Source organism: Yersinia sp. Marseille-Q5920, assembly GCF_946902935.1.
Classification (GTDB): Bacteria; Pseudomonadota; Gammaproteobacteria; order Enterobacterales; family Enterobacteriaceae; genus Yersinia; species Yersinia rochesterensis.
Genome location: NZ_CAMPQA010000015.1, coordinates 42666 through 62712 on the forward strand (window position 1 = coordinate 42666; position 20047 = coordinate 62712).

A 20047-nucleotide genomic window follows, 5' to 3' on the forward strand; every position below is an offset into this window, starting at 1 on the left:
GTGAGCGCATTTATTAATTCTCTGGAAAGGGCCATATTGCCCTTCGCCATTAAAATTGGCAAACAGCAACATATTAATGCCATCAAGAATGGGTTTATTCGGCTGATGCCGTTAACCCTGACAGGTGCCATGTTTGTTCTTATTAATAACGTTTTCTTAAGTTTTGGTGAAGGGTCGTTCTTCTTCTCGATGGGTATTCGTCTGGATGCAGATACCATCACCACGCTCAATGGTTTTAAAGCGATCGGCGGTAACGTTTATAACGGTACCCTCGGGATCATGTCGTTAATGACGCCATTCTTTATCAGTATGGCCTTGGCTGAAGAGAAAAGAGTCGATCCTCTGGCTTCGGCATTGCTGGCGATTGCTGCCTTTATGACCGTAACCCCATACAGTGTTGGCGATGCCTATGCGGTGGGTGCTAATTGGTTAGGGGGGGCGAATATTATCTCCGGTATTATTATCGGCTTGGTGGTAGCAGAAGTTTTCGCCTTTATCGTGCGCCGTAACTGGGTTATCCGCTTACCTGATAGTGTGCCGACATCAGTCTCTCGCTCTTTCTCTGCATTGATTCCTGGTTTTATTATTCTGTCCATTATGGGTGTGATTTCCTATGCCCTTGCATTGCACGGAACTAACTTCCACCAGATCATTATGGACACCATCTCCGCTCCATTGTCTAAAATGGGCAGTGTTGTAGGTTGGGTGTATGTGATGTGTTCCTCACTGTTGTGGTTCTTCGGGATACACGGGGCGATGGCGTTATCTGCGCTGGAAAGTGGCATTATGATGCCATTTGCGCTAGAAAACGTGGCAACCTATACCCAATATGGCTCGGTTGCGGCGGCATTGGCTGCTGGCAAAGAATTCCACATGTGGGCTAAACCTTTTGTTGACTCCTATATATTCCTTGGCGGAACAGGGGCAACACTTGGGCTGGTTATTGCTATCTTTATTGGTTCCCGTCGTGAAGATTATCGCCAAGTGGCAAAACTGGGCGCGCCGGCAAGTATTTTCCAGATTAACGAACCGATTCTGTTTGGTTTACCGGTTATTATGAACCCGCTGTTCTTCATTCCATTTATTCTGGTTCAGCCGGTATTAGCCATTATTACTTCCATTGCCTATTACACCGGTTTAATTCCGCCAATTACCAATATTGCGCCGTGGACGATGCCAGTCGGGTTGGGAGCTTTCTTTAACACCAACGGCAGTATTGCTGCGATGTTATTAAGTGTGTTCAACCTTGGCATCGCAACACTGATTTATCTGCCGTTTGTGATTATTGCCAATAAAGCGCAAACCGAGATAGATCGTGAAGTTCAAAGCGAAGAAGAAATCGCTGACAGCTTGAAATTCTAATTGTAAAACCCATTTAGCGTATAAGGTTGGAGGCTGGAATGAAATATCAATTTCCCGAGGATTTTTGGTGGGGTAGTGCCACTTCTGCAACCCAATTTGAAGGGGCGTCATTGCAGGATGGCAAGAGCCAGAATATCTTTGATTATTGGTATGACATTGCACCAGAACGTTTTCATGGCCAAATTGGCCCGGAAAACACCTCCACCTTTTACGATAATTATCGGCAGGATATCTTGCTGTTAAAAGCATTGGGACATAACACTTTCAGGACATCGATTTCATGGTCGAGACTGATCCCAAATGGTGACGGTGAGGTTAATCCCAAAGCCGTCGCTTTTTATAACGCCGTGATTGATTCTTTACTGGCGAACGGTATTACGCCGTTTATCAACCTCTACCATTTTGATATGCCACTGTGCATGCAAGATAAAGGGGGCTGGGAAAGCCGCGCAGTGGTGGATGCTTATGCGCGCTATGCCAAAATCTGTTTTACCTTATTTGGTGACCGAGTAAAACACTGGTTTACCTTTAACGAACCGGTGGTGCCAGTTGAAGCGGGCTACCTGAACGACTTACATTATCCTTGCGTGGTAGATTTTGGCCGCGCGGTAACTGTGGCCTACCATAGTGTCCTGGCTCACGCCAAAGCGGTTGAAAAATATCGAGAACCTAAGCAGGGCGGTGATATTGGTATCATTTTGAACCTCACCCCGACCTATCCTCGCTCTGACAGCGCACCAGACCAGATTGCCGCCAATCGTGCTGATTTACTGCTTAACCGTAGCTTCCTCGATCCCGTCACTAAAGGTGTTTATCCTGATGAACTGATTGCGTTGCTGCGTGAGCACGACTTATTACCGCAGATTGAATCTGATGATTGCCAGCTTATTGCTAAGGGGGTCATCGATTTATTAGGTGTTAACTATTACCAGCCAAGACGGGTCAAAGCGAAAGATATTCCAACACCTCAGGGGCCGGCGAAAACGCCGGAAGACTTGTTTAGTTTTTATGAGATGCCGGGGCGGAAAATTAACCCGCATCGTGGTTGGGAAATTTATGAAAAAGGGCTGTATGACATTCTGACAGACCTGAAACAAAATTATGGCAACATACCTTGCTATATCTCTGAGAATGGCATGGGTGTTGAGGGCGAAGAGCAATTTATCACCCCATCCGGTCAGGTTGATGATGAATATCGCATTGAGTTTATTCGCGAGCATCTAAAATGGTTGCATCAAGCATTGCAAGAGGGCAGTAATTGCAAAGGCTATCATCTGTGGACTTTTATTGATTGCTGGTCTTGGCTTAATGCTTATAAAAATCGTTATGGATTAGTGCGATTGAATATCGCAGATCAATCGCGAGTCATAAAGAAAAGTGGTTATTGGTTTGCGAATGTTGCAAGACAAAACGGCTTTAATTAACAGCTTTAATTTACGGAGTAGCAACAGTATGTTTGATTTAGATAAAATCGTTGATGATGTTCAACCTACTGATAAAATGGAAGATATAGTCATGGGGTTGATTATCAACGCAGGACAAGCCCGGAGTTTGGCCTATAAAGCGTTGAAGCATGCTAAAACAGGTGATTTTGCTCAAGCAGAAGAGTTAATGGCACAATCGCGCATGGCGCTGAATGAAGCACATTTGGTGCAGACTCAGCTTATTGAAGCCGATCAAGGTGAGGGGAAAACCCGAGTCACGCTAGTATTGGTGCATGCTCAGGACCATTTAATGAACGCGATGTTAGCTCGTGAGTTAATTGCAGAGTTGATCGAATTACATCAAAAGGTAAGCTGAACCGCGCAAATATCTGTCCGTTTTTTCAAATAAGAGAGTGAAGGTAAATAAGATGGAAGTCAGATTAGTACGTGAAAAAGACTTTTTTAACGGAAAAGAGTTCCATCTATTTATTTATAACAAAACGGAGAGTGCGACAGGTCTACATCAGCATGACTATTATGAATACACTCTGATATTAACCGGCATGTGTTATCAGGAAATTAATGGTAAACGCGTCTTTTTAGAACGTGGCGATTTTGTTTTTATCCCCATGGGATCCCATCATCAAAGTTTCTATGACTTTGGTGCGACGCGAATTCTAAATGTTGGGATCAGAAAATCTTTCTTTGAAGAACACTATTTTCATTTGCTCTCCAGACCTATCGTTGCCTCACAAGCTTATCGGCTAAAAGGTGATTTTCTTTCTTATATTGAATCAGCGATTTCTGCGCCACACTTTAGGGAAGACGAATTAACCGAGTTGGTTGAGCTGCTGACATTTTATGTCACTAATCGCATTAGCCATTATAAAGAGACGGAGGTCAATGACGATATTCCGCTGTGGCTAAAAACCAGTATTGACAAAATGCATGACAAATCGATGTTTGGTGAAAAAGCACTGGTGAATATGATTGAGCTTTCGGGCAAAACTCAAGAGTATCTGACTCGCGCGACTCGGCGTTATTACCAAAAAACACCGATGCAGATTATTAATGAAATCAGAGTTAACTTTGCCAAAACCCAGCTTGAAATGACGAACTACTTAGTCTCAGATATTGCCTTTGAAGCCGGTTACAGTGATACCACGTTATTTATTAAAAACTTCAAAAAACTCACTTCTTTTACGCCAGGGAACTACCGTAAAAAATTCAACTGCGTTAGAGATGGGTTATCCGATTAGTTTCCGGCCAGATATCTGTTATTGAAATGGCCTTACAAGGTGCTCTCAATGGAAAAGCTACTTATTGTTAATGCTGATGATTTTGGTTTATGCAAAGGCCAAAGCTATGGGATTATTGAAGCATTTCGGCATGGTATTGTCTCATCAACCACCGCAATGATGAATTGTGCAGATATCTATCATGCAGCAGAACTGAGCAAGCAAAATCCTGCATTGCCAGTGGGCATGCATTTTGTGCTGACTTATGGTCGGCCCTTAACGGCTATGCCATCCTTGATTGATGACAACGGTGAGTTGGGTAAATGGTTGTGGGCGCGGGCCGAGGCGGGCGAGTTGAATCTGGATGAAATCGCCCAAGAACTGGCAGCTCAGTTTGATACGTTCGTCACTGTGTTTGGCCGTCCCCCTACTCATATTGACAGTCATCACCATGTCCATATGTTGCCGCAGATTTATCCGTTGATTGAATCTTTTGCTCACGAAAAATCACTGCCATTACGAATTGATCGCCAAGAGGCACAACAGCAGAACATTGTGCTCCACAAACTCCGCAGCACAGAGTGGTTTGATGCCGGTTTTTATGGCGAGAATTTGACGGAACAGTCATTTCTGCAATTGTTAGATTATGCAGACCAAAATACAATTAACTCTGTTGAAGTGATGTGCCACCCAGCATTTATCGACAAAATCCTGATGACCAGTGGCTATTGTTATCCACGGTTGACCGAGTTGGATATTCTTACGTCACCAGCATTAAAACAAACTATTGCCGATCGTGGTTATCGTTTGGGATCGTATCTGGATTGTTAAATTCTAGTTTGTGCGGGGTTTTGTGTTGTATAAGTCGCCCAAAAATGAAAATCCCAGACTTTTAGTCAGGTTTTTTTGTTTGTGGAATGGGCGGCAGAAAAGTGCTGGTAACATTGCTTCTGCCATTCGCCTGTTTGGAAAGTCACAGGCGAACCAAGGCCCAAAGCGTGTGTGCACAAAGCAGGTCTGAGCCTACCAAGAAACGGTAGAATGGCTTATGAAAAACACTATTTATTTAAACAGTGATAGCGTTATTAACGCTGATTCTCTTTGTTATATCAAAACCCTGCTTAATAACTGCATTGACCTGATAGCAACTGACCCGCCTTAAGGACCGTTTGTATGTAATTCGTCAACGGTTTCACACCACCGCCACACCAGCCAAACCCCACAAACAAGAAAACCAGCCCTAATGAATTGGTTTTCTTTGGGATATTTGGTCGGCATGAAAGGATTTGAACCTTCGACCCCCGACACCCCATGACGGCGTTCTATAGGCGAAAAAAAACCTCTGGGTTAGCAGAGGTTTTTTAATCGTCAAAGGAGCCGCGTATCTTTTGCGTATCCTTTTTGGTCCAAACTAGGTCAGTGCTTCGTCCGGTCATTTATCATAAGTTACTGGTTTATATGATACTGTCCGGTCACTGTCCTATCAAAAGTGGTGGAGCTGGGGGGATTTGAACCCCCGTCCGAAATTACTACGCCGTCGGCACTACATGCTTAGTCCAGTCATTACATTCGCCGGTTAGCTGCGGACGGACACGCCACTAACAAACTATCCTGATTGGGTTTAACGCTTTCACCCCAGGCAAGGTGTCCACGCGATCTCTTTTAGGTTTGACCTCTCTTGATCCCCGTCCTAAGAGCGGAGGCTAGGGAGAGAGGGAATCTTCAGTTTCTTAGGCTGATTAAGCTGCTAAAGCAGCAGATTCGTATTGCGAGTCGTTTGCAATTATTTTTTTTGCGGTTTTTTACGAGGCCTCCGCACCTCGGCATGCACCTTGGGTTTCGCGAATCCCGTCGAATCCAGAATCAGCCCCAAAGAACTTCGCTAGTATAACAGAACTATGTCCTGTTAAGCCAGTCACTTAACGATTTGCGTGCTTCATGATGCGGGCTTTGTCTAACTTCCACTCACGATCTTTAATATCATCGCGTTTATCGTGATCTTTTTTACCTTTGGCGACACCGATTTTAACTTTAACCCAAGCGTTTTTCCAATATACGGAAAGAGCAACAACGGTAAAACCGTCGCGATTAACTTTACCAATCAGTGAGTCCAGCTCGCGTTTGTTGAGTAGCAGTTTACGGGTACGCATTGGCTCACAGACAACATGCGTCGATGCCACGTTTAACGGCGTAATGGTGGCACCAAACAAAAATGCCTCACCGTTTCTAAAGGTTACGTAGCTATCACTAATGTTGGCTTTGCCAGCACGCAGAGATTTTACTTCCCAACCTTGCAGTGAAAGACCTGCCTCGAACTCTTCTTCAATGAAGTATTCATGGCGGGCGCGTTTATTTTGCGCAATGGTTGCGGAACCGGGTTTGTATGCTTTTTTCTTTGTCATAGTATTGATCATTATACTGTATGCGGAGGCGAATGAAATCCTTTCCCGCAGGATGCCTATGCATTTTGTCTCATTTGTTGTGAAGAATGCCTAGCAGATTTTTTGTCTGGCGGTGGATAAATGGTATTATCAGCGCGTTTTATGTCTCACAGGAAATGTTATGCCACAAATTAGCCGCTCTGCGTTGGTTCCATTTAGCGTAGAACAGATGTATCAACTGGTTAATGATGTTCACTCTTATCCAGAATTTTTACCGGGTTGTACTGGAAGCCGGGTCCTTGATGCTACTGAAAATGAAATGACGGCTGCTGTCGATGTTGCTAAGGCCGGAATAAGTAAAACTTTCACGACACGTAATACATTAACTGATAACCAGAGTATTGATATGCAACTGGTGGATGGACCGTTTCGTAAGTTAATGGGGGGATGGTATTTTACACCACTGAGTGCAGATGCCTGTAAAGTTGAATTACACCTTGATTTTGAGTTCACCAACAAGTTGATTGAGCTGGCTTTTGGTAAAATATTCAAGGAGTTAGCTGGTAATATGGTGCAAGCATTCACCCAGAGGGCTAAAGAGGTTTACAGTGTCTGATCTTCGCGTTGAGGTGGTTTATGCCTTACCCGAACGCCAATATTTGCGGGTTGTTTCCCTTAAAGGAGGAAGCACCGTAGAGGAAGCTATCAGAGCTTCAGGTCTGCTTGAATTACGACCAGATATTGATCTAACAAAAAATAAAGTGGGTGTTTATAGTCGCCCGATTAAGCTTGGCGATAAGCTTAATGATGGTGATAGGGTTGAGATATATCGCCCATTAATTGCAGATCCTAAAGAATTGCGCCGGCAGCGTGCTGAACAAGCAAAAAAATAAGGCACAATCTGCGCCTTATTTTTTGTTGCAGCCCCAGACTGCCATTGAAGAAGAATATGAACTATTGTGTGGCTGCGTAAGTATTAATAGGCAGTGTACCCAAACTCTAATCAGTAATCCTTTCCTCAACCTGTTCTGCAATCGTCGGTTAAATCAATTTCCTACTAACGTTGGTTCATTTTTGATATCAGTTAGTACACCACTGCTATCAAAGGTCAACGTTAATGTTTGTTGTGTAACTTTTTCGTGGCCAGGTTGTTGACGGAATACATAGAACCACGTTTTAGTTCCAAACGGATCCTGCAACATTGGGGTGCCTAAGGTATATGCCACTTGTTGCTGGGTCATACCCTTATGAATTTTGGACGCATCATTAGGTGATAAATAGTTACCCTGATTAATATCAGGCCGGTAGACCACCTTCTCCAGCGTTGAACAACCCGCAGTAAGCATTGCAAGCATCACAGCGGCGGCAGTCAGCATTTTACAGCGCATAGTAATCACATTCCTTTAGGGCGTAGGATGACGATGATAATAGACCTTGCAGCAGTTGGGAACCTTTACAGGGCACCTGTATGACCTCTAGAAAGGAAAAAAGTTAATCTTTTCTACGCTGCGAGTAATTCTTTTGCATTTGCCAAGGTGTTTTTCGTCACTTCACTACCGCCCAGAAGGCGCGCCAACTCTTGCAAGCGGGCTTTTTTATCTAACCGATGCATATGGGTTTCGGTTTCAGTGCCATCAGTTTGTTTACTCACAAAGAAATGTTGATGGCCACAACCTGCAACTTGGGGTAGATGAGTCACACACATCACCTGAGTTGATTCGCCTAACTGGCGCAATAGGCGGCCCACTATGGCGGCGGTTGGCCCACTAATACCTACATCGACTTCATCAAAGATTAGTGCGGGGGTATCCATTTTACGCGCAGTAATGACCTGAATAGCCAATGCGATGCGCGAAAGTTCACCACCTGAAGCAACCTTAGCCAGTGGTTGCAGCGGTTGACCTGGGTTAGTGGTGACACCGAATTCAATTCGAGTAGCACCTTCCGCACTCAGGTGCTCCGGTTCAAACTGGGTTTCAATAGCGAATTTGCCGTGCGGCATAGATAGTTCGCGCATGCTTTCAGTGATCAGCCCGGCCAATTCGTCAGCATAATACTGGCGCTCTTCATGTAAGCGTTTGGCGATAGCCAATGCATGCTGATAGTGAGTATTGACTACATGGCTGAGTTGTTCGTGATCATTTTCTTGTTGTGATAGTTGTTCTTGCTCATCGAGCAATTGCTGATGAAATTGCGGTAGCTCTTCTGGTGCAACATGGTGTTTGCGGGCCAGATTTAATTGGCGAGATAACCGCTGCTCTAGTTCATACAGACGATTCGGATCCATATCAAATTGTTCGGCATAGTGGCGTAATTCATCACTGGCTTCACTGATTTGGATAGAGGCCTCCTCCAGCATATTCAACAGATTATTAAATTGCTCATCCATTCCTGCTAGTTCTGTTAACTGATTCTTGGCTGAGTAAAGTTGGCTGAGGATATTATTCTGTTCGTCATCTGACAGTAACTGCAATGTTTGTTGACTGAGTGACAACAGCTGTCCACTGTTTGCCAGGCGTTTATATTCGATATCAATTTGTTCATATTCCCCAGCTTGTGGGGCAAATGAGTTCAGCTCTTTTAACTGATAGTGTAATAGCTCGTGACGAGCATTACGTTCCAGCGATTGTTGTTGATGCAGTGCCAACGCGCGGCAGCTTTGATGCCAAAGTTGATAAGCTGCTTTCATTTCTGCCAACAGGGTAGACTGGCCTGCGTAGGCATCCAATAATTGCTTTTGATGGTCAGATTTTAGCAACAATTGATGAGCATGCTGGCCGTGAATTTGGATCAAATGTTGGCCCAGTTCCCTCAATTGGGACAAAGGTACTGCTGTTCCGTTAATGAATCCCCTTGAGCGGCCATCAGTGCCAATAGCTCGGCGTAGCAAGCATTCATTACTGTCATCAAGGTGGTTGTTTTCCAACCACTGACGGGCTGATGGAGTATCTGCTAGTGAGAAACGAGCACAAATATCTGCACGAGTTGCCCCTAAACGTACCATGCTGCCGTCTGAACGGCTGCCAAGGCACAGCCCTAATGCATCTATGGCTATGGATTTACCAGCCCCAGTTTCACCAGTAATTGCTGTCATTCCGGGCTGAAAATCAATCTCTAACTCACGTACAATTGCAAAATTACTGATGGTTAATTGGGCCAGCATGGTAAATCTCCTGTACATAAACACATGGCTGTATTTGAATACAGTATAGACTGGTTTTATATACAGTAAAGACCCTGCGGCACTTTTCAGAATAATTTTTTCGACCAACCTAACTTTGTACTTAATGTATTGAAATAGCTGTAGTCCTTAGGGTGAATAAGATTGAGGTGGAAATCACTGCGCCGGATTAAGACTTCTTCAGCCTCCTGAATTGGCAGTGCTATCTGACTGTCACAACTAATTTCCAGGTCACTGGTGATTTGGGAAAACTTAAGGCGAATGGTGCTGCTACTATTAATGACGAGTGGTCGAGCTGTTAGGGTGTGTGGGAACATGGGAACCAAGACGATGGCATCCAGTGTTGGTGTCAATATTGGGCCACCCGCAGAAAGTGAATAAGCGGTTGAACCAGTAGGAGTGGCGATGATCAGGCCATCAGAGCGTTGGGAAAATGCGAAGCGATCATCAATATACACTTCGAATTCGATCATATGGGCTACTTTGCCGGGGTGCAAAACCACCTCATTGATTGCGGTACTGATACGGCTTTGCTGATCTGTTCGTGTGACTTGTGCTTCCAGCAAGAAACGTTGTTCATTGATGTATTCACCTTCCAGTACATCGGAAAGTTGTTGCAGCGCATTATCAGGGTCTAAATCAGTCAAAAAGCCCAGATTGCCTCGGTTGACGCCGATCACTTTGATATCATAACGGGCAAGTACCCGAGCGGCGCCCAGCATATTGCCATCACCGCCGACCACGACAGCTAAATCAGCTGTTTGGCCAATATCAGCCAAACTACCCGTAACGGCGTCGGTTAAATTGAGATCGTTAGCAATCTGTTGTTCAACCATAACGTCATACCCTTTGGTGTTTAACCATCGGTAGAGCATTTCATGGGTGGCAAGTGCGGCCGGGTGGCGTGGGTGACCGACAATACCAATACATTTGAATCTTTTATTATTCATTGCCGTGATTTTCCTCACTGGGGTGTCTTTTACCCCAGATTATGACCGGTTCCCTTGAATCCCCGGTTTTGATCCCCATAATAAGCCAAGTAGCGAGATTAATGCTAAAACGCGGAGATATCCATGAGTAGTAAAGAACAGAAAGCACCAAACGAGCAAGTCTCGGAAGAAATGGAAAATGCAGCAGAGCAGCAAGTGGAAGCGACACAAGAGACGGGTGAAGGTATAGAACCGCGTGTTGCCGAGCTTGAAGTGCAGTTGGCTGCGGCCTTACAACGTGAGCGCGAAAGCTTGCTACGCGCTAAGGCTGAAGTTGAGAATATCCGCCGTCGTACCGAACAGGATGTTGAAAAAGCGCATAAATTTGCGTTGGAAAAATTCTCATCAGAATTATTGCCTGTGATCGACAATCTAGAACGCGCGCTGGATACTGCCGACAAAACCAATGCGGAATTGACTGCGATGATAGAAGGCGTCGAGCTGACCCTAAAATCATTGCTCGATGCCGTAGGTAAATATGGTATTCAAGTTGTCAGCGAGACAAATGTACCGTTTAACCCTGAAGTTCATCAGGCAATGACGATGCTTGAATCTGCTGATCACGAGCCAAACCACGTCATGATGGTGATGCAGAAAGGCTATACGCTGAATGGCCGTTTGTTACGCCCGGCGATGGTCGCGGTATCTAAAGCAAAAGATTAAAGGTGTCCTGATAGGTAAAAGGCACCTTGATGGGTGCCTTTTTTATTTTCTCTTTAGCCAATGACGTATTATTCTGCCGTTGGCAGCTTAGGTTGCCAATCAATTGGTTGCTGACCATGCTGCTGCAATAGTTGGTTAGCGTGTGAAAAGTGTTTACAGCCAAGAAAGCCGCGATGTGCGGAGAGTGGTGATGGGTGTGGAGCTTTCAAAATAAAATGGCGCTGGGTATCAATGATTCGGCCCTTTTTCTGCGCATGTGCTCCCCACAGCATAAAAATTACACCATCACGATGTTCATTCAGCGCTGCAATAACTTTATCGGTAAAGGTTTCCCAGCCGAGGTTGGCGTGAGAGTGTGCATTACCCGCTTCGACTGTCAGCACAGTATTGAGTAGCAATACACCTTGCTCAGCCCAACTTTGTAAAAAACCATGGTTGGGGCGCTGGAAGCCGGGAATGTCAGTGGCCAGCTCTTTGTAGATGTTGACCAAAGAGGGCGGTGCGGGTACGCCGGGCAAGACGGAAAATGATAATCCATGAGCCTGATTAGGGCCGTGGTATGGGTCTTGGCCCAAAATAACGACTTTGACCTGATCCAATTCAGTCAGACGAAAGGCATTAAAGACATCTTTTTGTGGCGGGTAGATGGTTTTGCCAGCACTGCGCTCTGCTGCTACATAGGCCAGCGTATCTTTAAAGTAAGGTTGCTCTTTTTCGTGGCCGATCACATCGTGCCAGCTAAGGGAGGCGGACATAATCACTCTCCTTGGTTTCTCTAATATATTGATATGCGCTAGCTTACCGGTTCAAACCTGTGAGTGAAACTGTTAAACCAGAGTCTGTGATGTGATGATGTTTTTTTGACCTTTGTATGCAAAAAATGTTGAAATTTTACAAAAATAATTGCTGTGAGTCAGATTGATAAAATTGATATAAAACATAAATTTGCCAGTGACGCGATTGCTGTGGAGGTTAAAAGATTGATTTATATCAAAGAAACCTAGCTGCCTGACTGGTATATAGAACAATAAGACAACAATGGTTTTACCAAATAACCAAGATAGTTTTTTCCCCTTGGAATTTATAGCCGTATTACGGAGGCCCCAAATGATTACTGGTATTCAAATTACTAAAGCTAACAATGAAGCCTTGCTGAACTCTTTCTGGCTGTTAGATGATGAAAAATCTGAATTGCGCTGTGTTTGCGCTAAAGCTGGTTACGCAGAAGACCAAATCGTTCCGGCCAGTGAGTTAGGCCAGATCGAATATCGTGAAGTTCCGCTGGAAGTGCAGCCAACTGTACGTGTTGAAGGTGGTCAGCATTTGAACGTAAACGTTCTGCGCCGCGAAACACTGGAAGATGCCGTCAAACATCCAGAGAAATATCCTCAGTTGACGATTCGTGTATCCGGCTATGCCGTACGTTTCAACGCACTGACACCAGAACAACAGCGTGATGTGATTACGCGTACTTTCACTGAAAGTCTGTAATTCTTGTCATAGTAATTAATTTTCAAAACGTTAAATTTGAAAATGTTAAGGGAGCCTCTTCGGCTCCCTTTTTTTGTTCCTGTGATTTATTCGTCGGGAAGTCAGACGGTGATCACCATCTTTAGCTTATATAAATATTATCAAATCTATTTAATAACTCATCCGATGTATCGATAGATAAAGCTATTGGGCCTGACTCAATATCAACAACCCGAAAGTTTTGCTGCCGCGATCATAGCCGGGCGCGAGATCCAGGTGTTGATCCTGAGGTGCGCAATAAGCAGGGGCGACATTGCAACAGCATTTAGCGATGATACCGCTGAATATCCAACGCGTCGAAATACAACAAAAATATCAGCAATTGAATGCCTGGCTTCGAGGTAAAAAACTTGCAGCGGTTTATCAGCAATAGTGTTCAATTTGTTAGTTTTGGGCTGAAATACTTTACTGAGAAATGTAGTTCTGAGGATTTTATCTAGTTGATAAAAAATAAAAAGCCGCTGTTAATAAGCGGCTTTTTTGTCAGAGTATTGAGTTAACTCTTAGTCTCTGGCTTGTCTTTTGGCTTACGGCGCTTACCCACATTTTTAGCGTCGCGATGACGAACTTTAACCTTCGCTTTCTCTTTGCCCGCCTCTTTTAGCTCTTTACGCTTCGCTAAAACTTTTTTAGACGGTTTGCCCGTGCTCTTTTCGCTCGGGGCCCTGCTGGTTGGCCGCAGTTCATCAATCACACGTGGCTTCAGTGGCTCTTTCAGATAACGGCCAATTCTACCCAGCAATAAGTGGTCATGTGCTTCAACCAGTGAAATAGCGACACCTTTGCGCCCTGCACGGCCAGTACGACCAATGCGGTGAAGATAGACGTCAGCAGTAAGTGGCAGATCGAAGTTGAATACATGGCTGATATCGTCAATATCCAAGCCGCGTGAAGCAATATCAGTAGCCACCAGAACATTAACCCGGCCATCACTTAGACGGATAACGGCTTCAGTGCGCTTGGCCTGTACCATTTCGCCCTCAAGGAACCAGGCGTTAATCCCTGCTTCACGTAACCAACTGACCAACTGATGCACTTTTTCACGGGTACGCACGAAAATAATGGATTTCTGCACTTCCGGTTGCTTAAGCAAATGCACCAGCAAGGCCGTTTTGTGTTCAATATCGTCAGCACGGTAATACCATTGCTGAATTTTTTTACGTTCACGGCGTGATGGGTCGGCTTCCAGCTCTACCGGCTCAGTCAGGATACGCTCTGCAAATTCACGAATAGCTTCCCCTTCCAGCGTGGCTGAGAAGAGTAAGGTTTGCTTGCGCCAGCGGGTTTCTGCCGAGATCGTTTCAATATCTTGAGCGAAGCCCATATCGAGCATACGGTCAGCTTCGTCTAGAATCAGGGTTTCTACTGCCCGACAGTCAAAGTTTTCTTCTTTGATGTATTGCAGCAAGCGGCCCGTTGTCGCCACTACAATATCCTGATTCTCACTAAAGACTTCCGCGTGGTTCATATAAGCCACACCACCGGTAATCGTCGCGATATCCAGTTGAGTATGCTTAGCCAGTTCACGGGCTTGATCCGCAACCTGCATGGCTAACTCACGGGTTGGCGTCAGGATCAGAATTCGTGGTGGGCCAGATTTTTTGCGTGGGAAATCCAGCAAATGCTGCAAGGCGGGCAGCAAAAAGGCGGCAGTTTTGCCCGTACCTGTGGGCGCCGAACCCAATACATCACGCCCATCCATAGCGGGGGGAATAGCCGCAGCTTGAATGGCAGTCGGGCGCTCATAGCCTTTGTCGCGCAATGCGTCAATTAGGCGTTCATCGAGATCGAGTTCGGAAAAAGTGGTTACAGTCATGGTCTTCCTCTACTTGGGGCGCCGATTATAGACGGGTTAGCCGAATTCTTCACCTGTTTAAGCGGTAATGATGTCTTTTCCCTTCAATCATATTGTCCTATGCTACGCCAGTTGTAGATTTTGATGACTAATGTGGGCGAGTAATTGAAAAAAAAACTGGCGTTGCGTAGTGGTGGTTTCACGTTTAAACAATTCTTTGTGGCACATGATCGCTGCGCGATGAAAGTGGGCACAGATGGTGTCCTACTGGGTGCTTGGGCACCAGTAGAAAAAGCGCGCAAAGTGCTGGATATTGGCTGCGGCAGTGGACTTATTGCTTTGATGATAGCCCAGCGCTCGGCATCTGAGGTCATGATTGACGGTGTAGAGCTGGAATCTGAGGCGGCACAGCAAGCCAACAACAACGCGGCGCAATCGCCGTGGGCGGATCGGGTTCGTATTTATGAGCAAGATGTACACCAGTTTGCTGAAAACCATCTTCATCAATATGACCTGATTGTCAGTAATCCACCTTATTTTGCTCCAGCAGTTGCTTGTCGCGATGAAGCTAGAGATACCGCACGTTACACCGGATCCTTAACTCACGATGCTTTGTTAAATTGCGCTGAGAAGCTTATCACAGAGGAGGGGCTATTTTGTGTGGTTTTGCCCCACGATTTAGGTGTCGAGCTCAGCCGTCTTGCAGTACAACAAAATTGGTTTATCCGTTGCCAAGTTGATATCAGAGATCGTCCCGGTAAACCATTACATCGCATGTTGCTGATGTTATCACTTCAATCCGGCGAAACTGAATTCCAGCAATTGGATTTGCGTCAATCGGAAGGTGTGTATTCACCGGAGTTTTGCACGTTAATCAGTGAGTTTTATCTAAAATATTAGCAAGTTGCCAAAACCGTGGAAATGGTGCTGGAGGGCGCGATATTCTATATTCGCAAAAAATATTGCGCCCTTAAATGTATTACGGATGGAGAATAGTGGGTTTTGGATTGTCAATTTGATCAGGATAATCAAGAGTATAGTGCAACCCTCTGCTCTCTTTTCGTTCCATGGCGCAACGCACAATTAACTCGGCAACTTGTACCAGATTGCGTAATTCCAGTAAGTTATTCGAGATACGGAAATTGGCATAATATTCATCAATTTCCTGCTGCAATGTATTAATCCGGCGCAGGGCACGTTCTAAGCGTTTGGTCGTCCGAACAATGCCGACGTAGTCCCACATAAATAAGCGTAATTCATGCCAGTTATGTTGAATGACAACGCGTTCATCGGAGTTATCAACACGACTTTCATCCCAATCAGGTAAATGCGGGGCCAGCTTAGCTGTCGGCAGACGCAAAAGAATATCCTCAGCAGCTGACCAACCATAGACAAGGCATTCTAGTAATGAATTGGATGCCATACGGTTAGCGCCATGTAAGCCGGTATAACTGACTTCGCCAATCGCGTATAACCCATCCAAATCCGTGCGCCCGTGTTGATCGACCATCACACCGCCGCAGGTATAATGTGCGGCTGGGACGATTGGAATGGCTTCTTTGGTTAGATCGATCCCCAAAGACAGCAGTTTTTCGTAAATCATCGGGAAATGTTGCATGACGAAATCAGTGGGTTTATGGCTGATATCGAGGTACATACAATCAGCACCAAGGCGTTTCATTTCGTGGTCAATGGCGCGCGCGACGATATCGCGTGGTGCGAGTTCACCTCGTGCGTCAAAATCGAGCATGAAACGGCTACCATCAGGGCGTTTAAGGTAAGCGCCCTCACCGCGCAAGGCTTCGGTCAGTAAAAAGTTGCGAGCTTGCGGGTGGAACAGGCAAGTAGGATGGAATTGGTTAAATTCCAGATTAGCGACCCGACAACCGGCACGCCATGCCATGGCAATTCCATCACCAGAGGAAATATCCGGATTGGTGGTGTATTGATAAACTTTAGCGGCACCGCCTGTTGCTAACACAACGGCCTTGGCCCGAAAAGTTTCAACTTTCTCTAGCTCGCGGTTCCAGATATAAGCGCCAACGACGCGTTTCGTCCCCGCCAGACCAATTTTATTGGACGTGATAAGATCGACTGCATTGCAGCGCTCTTTAACTAAAATATTCGGATGGGTGCTTGCTTTGCCTACCAGGGTGGTCTCTACTTCTTTGCCTGTAGCATCCGCAGTATGTAATATACGCCGATGGCTGTGGCCGCCCTCACGGGTAAGGTGATAACGTTCTTCGCCGCTGGCATTGGTCTCGGTATCAAAAAGGACACCTTGATCAATCAGCCATTGCACACAAGAACGTGCATTGCTGGCGATAAACTCGACAGCTTCTTTGTCGCAAAGCCCCGCGCCAGCAATTAGAGTGTCATCAACGTGTGAACTGATGCTGTCAGTTTCATCAAAAACGGCAGCAATACCCCCCTGAGCATAAAAAGTGGCGCCTTCATTAAGTGGCCCTTTGCTCAGAACAGTGACTTTACAATATGGTGCAAGACGCAAAGCCAATGACAAACCGGCAGCGCCACTCCCGATGATCAATACATCGCTAACGTGTTCAGATGATGATGGCATATCGTATGATGTGTGCAGAAGAAGAGTGAAATTCATGTTAGCCTATCTGCCAGAGCAAAAGCTATGGCTATAAGATGTCTAAAGAATATTCAGACAAATAATCTGGCATCATGGAACTTTGCAAACTTTATAAACTCCAAGCGTGTGCTTGCTCAGGAAAATAAATATATGGCTGGCAGTACTCTTTTTAGCGTGGGGATAGATTTCGGGAGAGTTCACCTCGGATGAGCGAGCAGTTAACGGATCAAATGCTGGTTGAACGGGTCCAGAAAGGCGATCAGCAATCGTTCAATTTACTGGTAATTCGATACCAGCATAAGGTTGCGAGCCTCGTATCCCGCTATGTACCTCAGGGTGATGTTCCTGATGTAGTTCAAGAATCTTTTATTAAGGCCTATCGCGCCCTAGAGTCGTTCCGTGGCGACAGTGCCTTTTATACTTGGCTTTACCGTATCGCTGTTAATACAGCAAAAAACTATTTAGTCGCTCAGGGGCGGCGCCCACCATCCAGTGATGTAGATGCAAATGATGCTGAAAATTACGAAAATGCGGGTGCATTGAAAGAAATATCGAACCCTGAGAACTTAATGTTGTCTGAAGAATTGAGGCAGATAGTTTTTAAAACCATAGAGTCACTTCCTGAAGATCTCCGGATGGCGATTACACTCAGGGAGTTAGATGGTCTAAGCTATGAAGAGATAGCCGTCATTATGGACTGTCCGGTAGGTACTGTTCGTTCCCGTATCTTCCGTGCCAGAGAGGCTATCGATAATAAAGTTCAGCCGCTGATTCAGCGATAAGCGGACACACAAAGGGTATTTGCATGCAGAAAGAAAAGCTTTCCGCTCTGATGGACGGAGAAACTCTTGATAGTGAGCTGATGGGTTCTTTATCGAAAGATAAAGCATTACAGCAAAGCTGGCAGAGCTATCATTTAATCCGTGATACCCTGCGGGGGGACGTTGGTGAAGCCTTGCATCTGGATATCGCCAGTCGTGTCGCAGAGGCGCTCAAAAATGAGCCAGCTCGTTTTGTTCCTATTGCTGTACCTGAATCTCAGCCGCAACCACATGTTTGGCAAAAAATGCCTTTCTGGCAAAAAGTTCGCCCATGGGCCAGCCAAATTACCCAAGTTGGGGTTGCTGCGTGTGTTTCTCTCGCCGTTATTGTTGGCGTTCAGCAATATAACCAACCAGCATCTGGTAATTTACAGCCAGAAGCACCTGCTTTTAATACGTTACCGATGATGGGTAAAGCTTCACCGGTCAGTTTTGGTGTGCCAGCTGATGGTTCTTTTGGGACAACTCAACAGCATCAGGTTCAAGAGCAACGTCGTCGCGTGAATATGATGACGCAGTTGCAAGATTTTGAATTACAACGCCGTTTACCACAAACTGAGTTGTCGCAGGTGCCTTCAGCATCAACACAAGCCGCTATTCAGGTCCCTGGAACTCAGTCCTTAGGAATGCAGCAGCAGTAATGAAGCAATTTTGGTTTTCCGTCTGTTTAATGGCGGGCAGCCTGTTCATGCCAGCAATTGCTTCGGCGGATACTGCGCCGATAGCAATGCTGCAGGGTATGAGCGCTGCCAGTCAATCGCTCAATTATGAGCTATCGTACATAAATGTTAACAAACAAGGGATTGATTCTCTTCGCTATCGCCATGCCATCTTGGATAAAAAAACGTTAGCGCAATTGCTGCGTATGGATGGCCCTCGTACTGAGATCATACAACGTGGTGATGAAATAAGTTATTTCGAGCCAGGATTTGACTCTTTTACGTTGAGTGGTGAGCATATTGTTGATGCTTTGCCTTCTGTGGTATTCCCCGATTTTGAAAAACTATCAAAACATTATAACTATATTGCACTCGGTCGTGCTCGTGTAGCTGATAGACCATGCCAGGTTATCAGAGTAGTCGCCCGTGACAGTACGAGATACAGTTATATTATTTGGATGGATGAGACAACAAAACTTCCTATGCGGATAGATTTGTTAGATCGCGATGGTGAAACACTCGAGCAGTTCCGGGTGATTTCTTTTGCTGTCGGCGAGCCTATTCAGGAAATTCTGCGGGGAGTATTAAAACTATCCTTACCGCCATTGCTTGCTTTACCAGCAAAAACCAAGGTGGATTTTAGTTGGGTTCCGCGTTGGTTACCTGAGGGGGTGACTGAGGTTTCTCATAGTCGCCGTACATTACCTAATATGGATACGCCAACTGAATCACGACTCTATTCTGATGGTCTTTTTAGTTTTTCGGTGAATGTGAACCCAGCGGGTAAAGATGCGCTTTCCGAACAGTCACTGCGCCAAGGGCGTCGTACTGTCCATTCTGAAACTCGTAATAATGTAGAAATCACCGTAGTCGGTGAGTTACCTCCATCAACGGCAAAACGTATTGCCGATAGTGTGGTTTTGGAGTCGGCTAAATGATGAAAGAATGGGCAACAGTTATCTCATGGGAAAATGGGGTGGCACTTTTACGTTGCGAACCGCATTCGGGGTGTGGGAGCTGTAATGCACGTTCAGGATGTGGCAGTCATTTATTGAATGAATTGGGGCCAGAATCTGAACATCAATTAAAAATAGCGATTTCACAACCACTCGAACCTGGGCAAAAAGTTGAGGTTGGAATCAGTGAAGGTAGCTTATTGCGTTCTGCTGCTTTGGTTTATTTGACCCCATTAGTTGGTTTAATAATGGGGGGGGCTTTGTTTCAAAATTTATTTGTCACCGATGCTTTTACAGCGTTTGGTGCTATTTTAGGTGCGGGTTTAGGCTTTTTATTGGCCCGAGCTGTAGCTATTAATATTGAAAGAAAAAGTGATTATCAACCTACTGTCTTGCAAATTGGTTTACCGCCAGCAGTTATGCGTATTCAACAAGAGTAATTCTTCGCT

Annotated in this window: 21 protein-coding genes, 1 other RNA gene and 1 pseudogene; 15 read left to right on the forward strand and 8 right to left on the reverse strand. The window is 45.4% G+C overall.

Annotated elements, in window-relative coordinates; all coding sequences use genetic code 11:
* From chbC to chbG, 5 genes are read left to right on the forward strand one after another with little or no spacing between them, the layout of a single operon-like run.
* Positions 1-1362: a PTS N,N'-diacetylchitobiose transporter subunit IIC gene (gene chbC / locus OVO64_RS18030; protein WP_267248924.1), complete on the forward strand. Its 1362-nt coding sequence runs from the start codon at positions 1-3 to the stop codon at positions 1360-1362.
* Between the two features lie 38 nt (positions 1363-1400).
* The gene (locus OVO64_RS18035) at positions 1401-2786 is read left to right on the forward strand and encodes a glycoside hydrolase family 1 protein (protein WP_267248925.1); all 1386 of its coding nucleotides are present in this window, start codon (positions 1401-1403) and stop codon (positions 2784-2786) included.
* A gap of 28 nt (positions 2787-2814) precedes the next feature.
* Positions 2815-3162 carry a PTS N,N'-diacetylchitobiose transporter subunit IIA gene (gene chbA, locus OVO64_RS18040; RefSeq protein WP_038635648.1) on the forward strand — a complete coding sequence of 116 codons (348 nt, stop codon included), beginning with the start codon at positions 2815-2817 and terminating at the stop codon, positions 3160-3162.
* Positions 3163-3199: 37 nt separating this feature from the next.
* A complete protein-coding gene (chbR, locus tag OVO64_RS18045) occupies positions 3200-4045 on the forward strand; it encodes a transcriptional regulator ChbR (protein ID WP_261369741.1) in 846 nt (281 codons plus the stop codon).
* A 48-nt stretch (positions 4046-4093) separates the two neighbouring features.
* On the forward strand, positions 4094-4855 hold the full coding sequence (gene chbG, locus OVO64_RS18050; RefSeq protein ID WP_038635642.1) for a chitin disaccharide deacetylase: 762 nt from the start codon (positions 4094-4096) through the stop codon (positions 4853-4855).
* Positions 4856-5514: 659 nt separating this feature from the next.
* Here the strand turns inward: chbG and ssrA are convergent.
* Both ssrA and smpB read right to left on the reverse strand, forming a co-directional pair.
* Positions 5515-5895: a transfer-messenger RNA gene (ssrA, locus tag OVO64_RS18060) on the reverse strand.
* A 48-nt stretch (positions 5896-5943) separates the two neighbouring features.
* On the reverse strand, positions 5944-6426 hold the full coding sequence (gene smpB / locus OVO64_RS18065) for an SsrA-binding protein SmpB (protein ID WP_005166313.1): 483 nt from the start codon (positions 6424-6426) through the stop codon (positions 5944-5946).
* A 160-nt stretch (positions 6427-6586) separates the two neighbouring features.
* Between smpB and OVO64_RS18070 the strand changes: the two genes are divergently transcribed.
* Both OVO64_RS18070 and OVO64_RS18075 read left to right on the forward strand, forming a co-directional pair.
* On the forward strand, positions 6587-7021 hold the full coding sequence (locus tag OVO64_RS18070; RefSeq protein WP_038635588.1) for a type II toxin-antitoxin system RatA family toxin: 435 nt from the start codon (positions 6587-6589) through the stop codon (positions 7019-7021).
* Positions 7014-7298, forward strand: a complete 285-nt coding sequence (locus tag OVO64_RS18075) for an RnfH family protein (RefSeq protein ID WP_050291498.1) — start codon at positions 7014-7016, stop codon at positions 7296-7298. The genes OVO64_RS18070 and OVO64_RS18075 overlap by 8 nt, the downstream gene beginning before the upstream one ends.
* Positions 7299-7451: 153 nt before the next feature.
* Here the strand turns inward: OVO64_RS18075 and bamE are convergent, their stop codons facing one another.
* The 3 genes from bamE to nadK form a co-directional block, all read right to left on the reverse strand.
* Positions 7452-7793, reverse strand: coding sequence for an outer membrane protein assembly factor BamE (gene bamE, locus OVO64_RS18080; RefSeq protein ID WP_038635582.1), 342 nt, complete (start codon positions 7791-7793; stop codon positions 7452-7454).
* A gap of 113 nt (positions 7794-7906) precedes the next feature.
* Positions 7907-9568 carry a DNA repair protein RecN gene (gene recN / locus OVO64_RS18085; RefSeq protein ID WP_038635579.1) on the reverse strand — a complete coding sequence of 554 codons (1662 nt, stop codon included), beginning with the start codon at positions 9566-9568 and terminating at the stop codon, positions 7907-7909.
* 86 nt (positions 9569-9654) lie between these two features.
* Positions 9655-10536, reverse strand: coding sequence for an NAD(+) kinase (gene nadK, locus OVO64_RS18090; RefSeq protein WP_038635576.1), 882 nt, complete (start codon positions 10534-10536; stop codon positions 9655-9657).
* Between the two features lie 123 nt (positions 10537-10659).
* Here nadK and grpE point away from each other — a divergent pair, with 123 nt between their 5' ends.
* The gene (grpE, locus tag OVO64_RS18095; RefSeq protein WP_038635573.1) at positions 10660-11238 is read left to right on the forward strand and encodes a nucleotide exchange factor GrpE; all 579 of its coding nucleotides are present in this window, start codon (positions 10660-10662) and stop codon (positions 11236-11238) included.
* Positions 11239-11306: 68 nt separating this feature from the next.
* Here grpE and ung read toward each other — a convergent pair whose 3' ends face one another.
* Positions 11307-11993 (reverse strand): uracil-DNA glycosylase, encoded by a 687-nt coding sequence (ung, locus tag OVO64_RS18100; protein WP_038635570.1) that lies wholly within the window; start codon positions 11991-11993, stop codon positions 11307-11309.
* 352 nt (positions 11994-12345) lie between these two features.
* Here ung and grcA point away from each other — a divergent pair, with 352 nt between their 5' ends.
* Both grcA and OVO64_RS18110 read left to right on the forward strand, forming a co-directional pair.
* Entirely contained in the window at positions 12346-12729 is a 384-nt protein-coding gene (grcA, locus tag OVO64_RS18105; protein WP_004390501.1) for an autonomous glycyl radical cofactor GrcA, read from the forward strand.
* 254 nt (positions 12730-12983) lie between these two features.
* Positions 12984-13141, forward strand: a pseudogene (locus OVO64_RS18110) (phospholipase); the annotation flags it as partial.
* A 123-nt stretch (positions 13142-13264) separates the two neighbouring features.
* On the opposite strand, the gene srmB reads toward OVO64_RS18110, so the two are convergent.
* The gene (gene srmB / locus OVO64_RS18115) at positions 13265-14584 is read right to left on the reverse strand and encodes an ATP-dependent RNA helicase SrmB (protein WP_038635566.1); all 1320 of its coding nucleotides are present in this window, start codon (positions 14582-14584) and stop codon (positions 13265-13267) included.
* Positions 14585-14728: 144 nt separating this feature from the next.
* Here srmB and trmN point away from each other — a divergent pair, with 144 nt between their 5' ends.
* Positions 14729-15463, forward strand: a complete 735-nt coding sequence (gene trmN / locus OVO64_RS18120; RefSeq protein WP_230852342.1) for a tRNA(1)(Val) (adenine(37)-N(6))-methyltransferase TrmN — start codon at positions 14729-14731, stop codon at positions 15461-15463.
* A 79-nt stretch (positions 15464-15542) separates the two neighbouring features.
* Here the strand turns inward: trmN and nadB are convergent, their stop codons facing one another.
* On the reverse strand, positions 15543-17144 hold the full coding sequence (gene nadB, locus OVO64_RS18125; protein WP_186368529.1) for an L-aspartate oxidase: 1602 nt from the start codon (positions 17142-17144) through the stop codon (positions 15543-15545).
* A 224-nt stretch (positions 17145-17368) separates the two neighbouring features.
* Here nadB and rpoE point away from each other — a divergent pair, with 224 nt between their 5' ends.
* The 4 genes from rpoE to rseC are packed head-to-tail and all read left to right on the forward strand — an operon-like array spanning position 17369 to position 20038.
* Positions 17369-17944: an RNA polymerase sigma factor RpoE gene (gene rpoE, locus OVO64_RS18130; RefSeq protein WP_005159396.1), complete on the forward strand. Its 576-nt coding sequence runs from the start codon at positions 17369-17371 to the stop codon at positions 17942-17944.
* A 23-nt stretch (positions 17945-17967) separates the two neighbouring features.
* Positions 17968-18624: an anti-sigma-E factor RseA gene (rseA, locus tag OVO64_RS18135; RefSeq protein ID WP_038635560.1), complete on the forward strand. Its 657-nt coding sequence runs from the start codon at positions 17968-17970 to the stop codon at positions 18622-18624.
* Positions 18624-19580: a sigma-E factor regulatory protein RseB gene (rseB, locus tag OVO64_RS18140; protein WP_038635557.1), complete on the forward strand. Its 957-nt coding sequence runs from the start codon at positions 18624-18626 to the stop codon at positions 19578-19580. Before rseA ends, rseB begins: the two co-directional genes overlap by 1 nt.
* Positions 19577-20038 (forward strand): SoxR-reducing system protein RseC, encoded by a 462-nt coding sequence (gene rseC, locus OVO64_RS18145; RefSeq protein ID WP_038635554.1) that lies wholly within the window; start codon positions 19577-19579, stop codon positions 20036-20038. The genes rseB and rseC overlap by 4 nt, the downstream gene beginning before the upstream one ends.
* The last annotated feature ends 9 nt before the right edge of the window (positions 20039-20047 follow it).

What these genes read in the sequence shown, in the direction of transcription:
- OVO64_RS18035 (WP_267248925.1), top strand. Translation starts at nt 1,401, where the DNA reads ATGAAATATCAATTTCCCGAGGATTTTTGGTGGGGTAGTGCCACTTCT.
- chbA (WP_038635648.1), top strand. Translation starts at nt 2,815, where the DNA reads ATGTTTGATTTAGATAAAATCGTTGATGATGTTCAACCTACTGATAAA.
- chbG (WP_038635642.1), top strand. Translation starts at nt 4,094, where the DNA reads ATGGAAAAGCTACTTATTGTTAATGCTGATGATTTTGGTTTATGCAAA.
- smpB (WP_005166313.1), bottom strand. Translation starts at nt 6,426, where the DNA reads ATGACAAAGAAAAAAGCATACAAACCCGGTTCCGCAACCATTGCGCAA.
- OVO64_RS18070 (WP_038635588.1), top strand. Translation starts at nt 6,587, where the DNA reads ATGCCACAAATTAGCCGCTCTGCGTTGGTTCCATTTAGCGTAGAACAG.
- bamE (WP_038635582.1), bottom strand. Translation starts at nt 7,793, where the DNA reads ATGCGCTGTAAAATGCTGACTGCCGCCGCTGTGATGCTTGCAATGCTT.
- recN (WP_038635579.1), bottom strand. Translation starts at nt 9,568, where the DNA reads ATGCTGGCCCAATTAACCATCAGTAATTTTGCAATTGTACGTGAGTTA.
- nadK (WP_038635576.1), bottom strand. Translation starts at nt 10,536, where the DNA reads ATGAATAATAAAAGATTCAAATGTATTGGTATTGTCGGTCACCCACGC.
- grpE (WP_038635573.1), top strand. Translation starts at nt 10,660, where the DNA reads ATGAGTAGTAAAGAACAGAAAGCACCAAACGAGCAAGTCTCGGAAGAA.
- ung (WP_038635570.1), bottom strand. Translation starts at nt 11,993, where the DNA reads ATGTCCGCCTCCCTTAGCTGGCACGATGTGATCGGCCACGAAAAAGAG.
- grcA (WP_004390501.1), top strand. Translation starts at nt 12,346, where the DNA reads ATGATTACTGGTATTCAAATTACTAAAGCTAACAATGAAGCCTTGCTG.
- srmB (WP_038635566.1), bottom strand. Translation starts at nt 14,584, where the DNA reads ATGACTGTAACCACTTTTTCCGAACTCGATCTCGATGAACGCCTAATT.
- nadB (WP_186368529.1), bottom strand. Translation starts at nt 17,144, where the DNA reads ATGCCATCATCATCTGAACACGTTAGCGATGTATTGATCATCGGGAGT.
- rpoE (WP_005159396.1), top strand. Translation starts at nt 17,369, where the DNA reads ATGAGCGAGCAGTTAACGGATCAAATGCTGGTTGAACGGGTCCAGAAA.
- rseA (WP_038635560.1), top strand. Translation starts at nt 17,968, where the DNA reads ATGCAGAAAGAAAAGCTTTCCGCTCTGATGGACGGAGAAACTCTTGAT.
- rseB (WP_038635557.1), top strand. Translation starts at nt 18,624, where the DNA reads ATGAAGCAATTTTGGTTTTCCGTCTGTTTAATGGCGGGCAGCCTGTTC.
- rseC (WP_038635554.1), top strand. Translation starts at nt 19,577, where the DNA reads ATGATGAAAGAATGGGCAACAGTTATCTCATGGGAAAATGGGGTGGCA.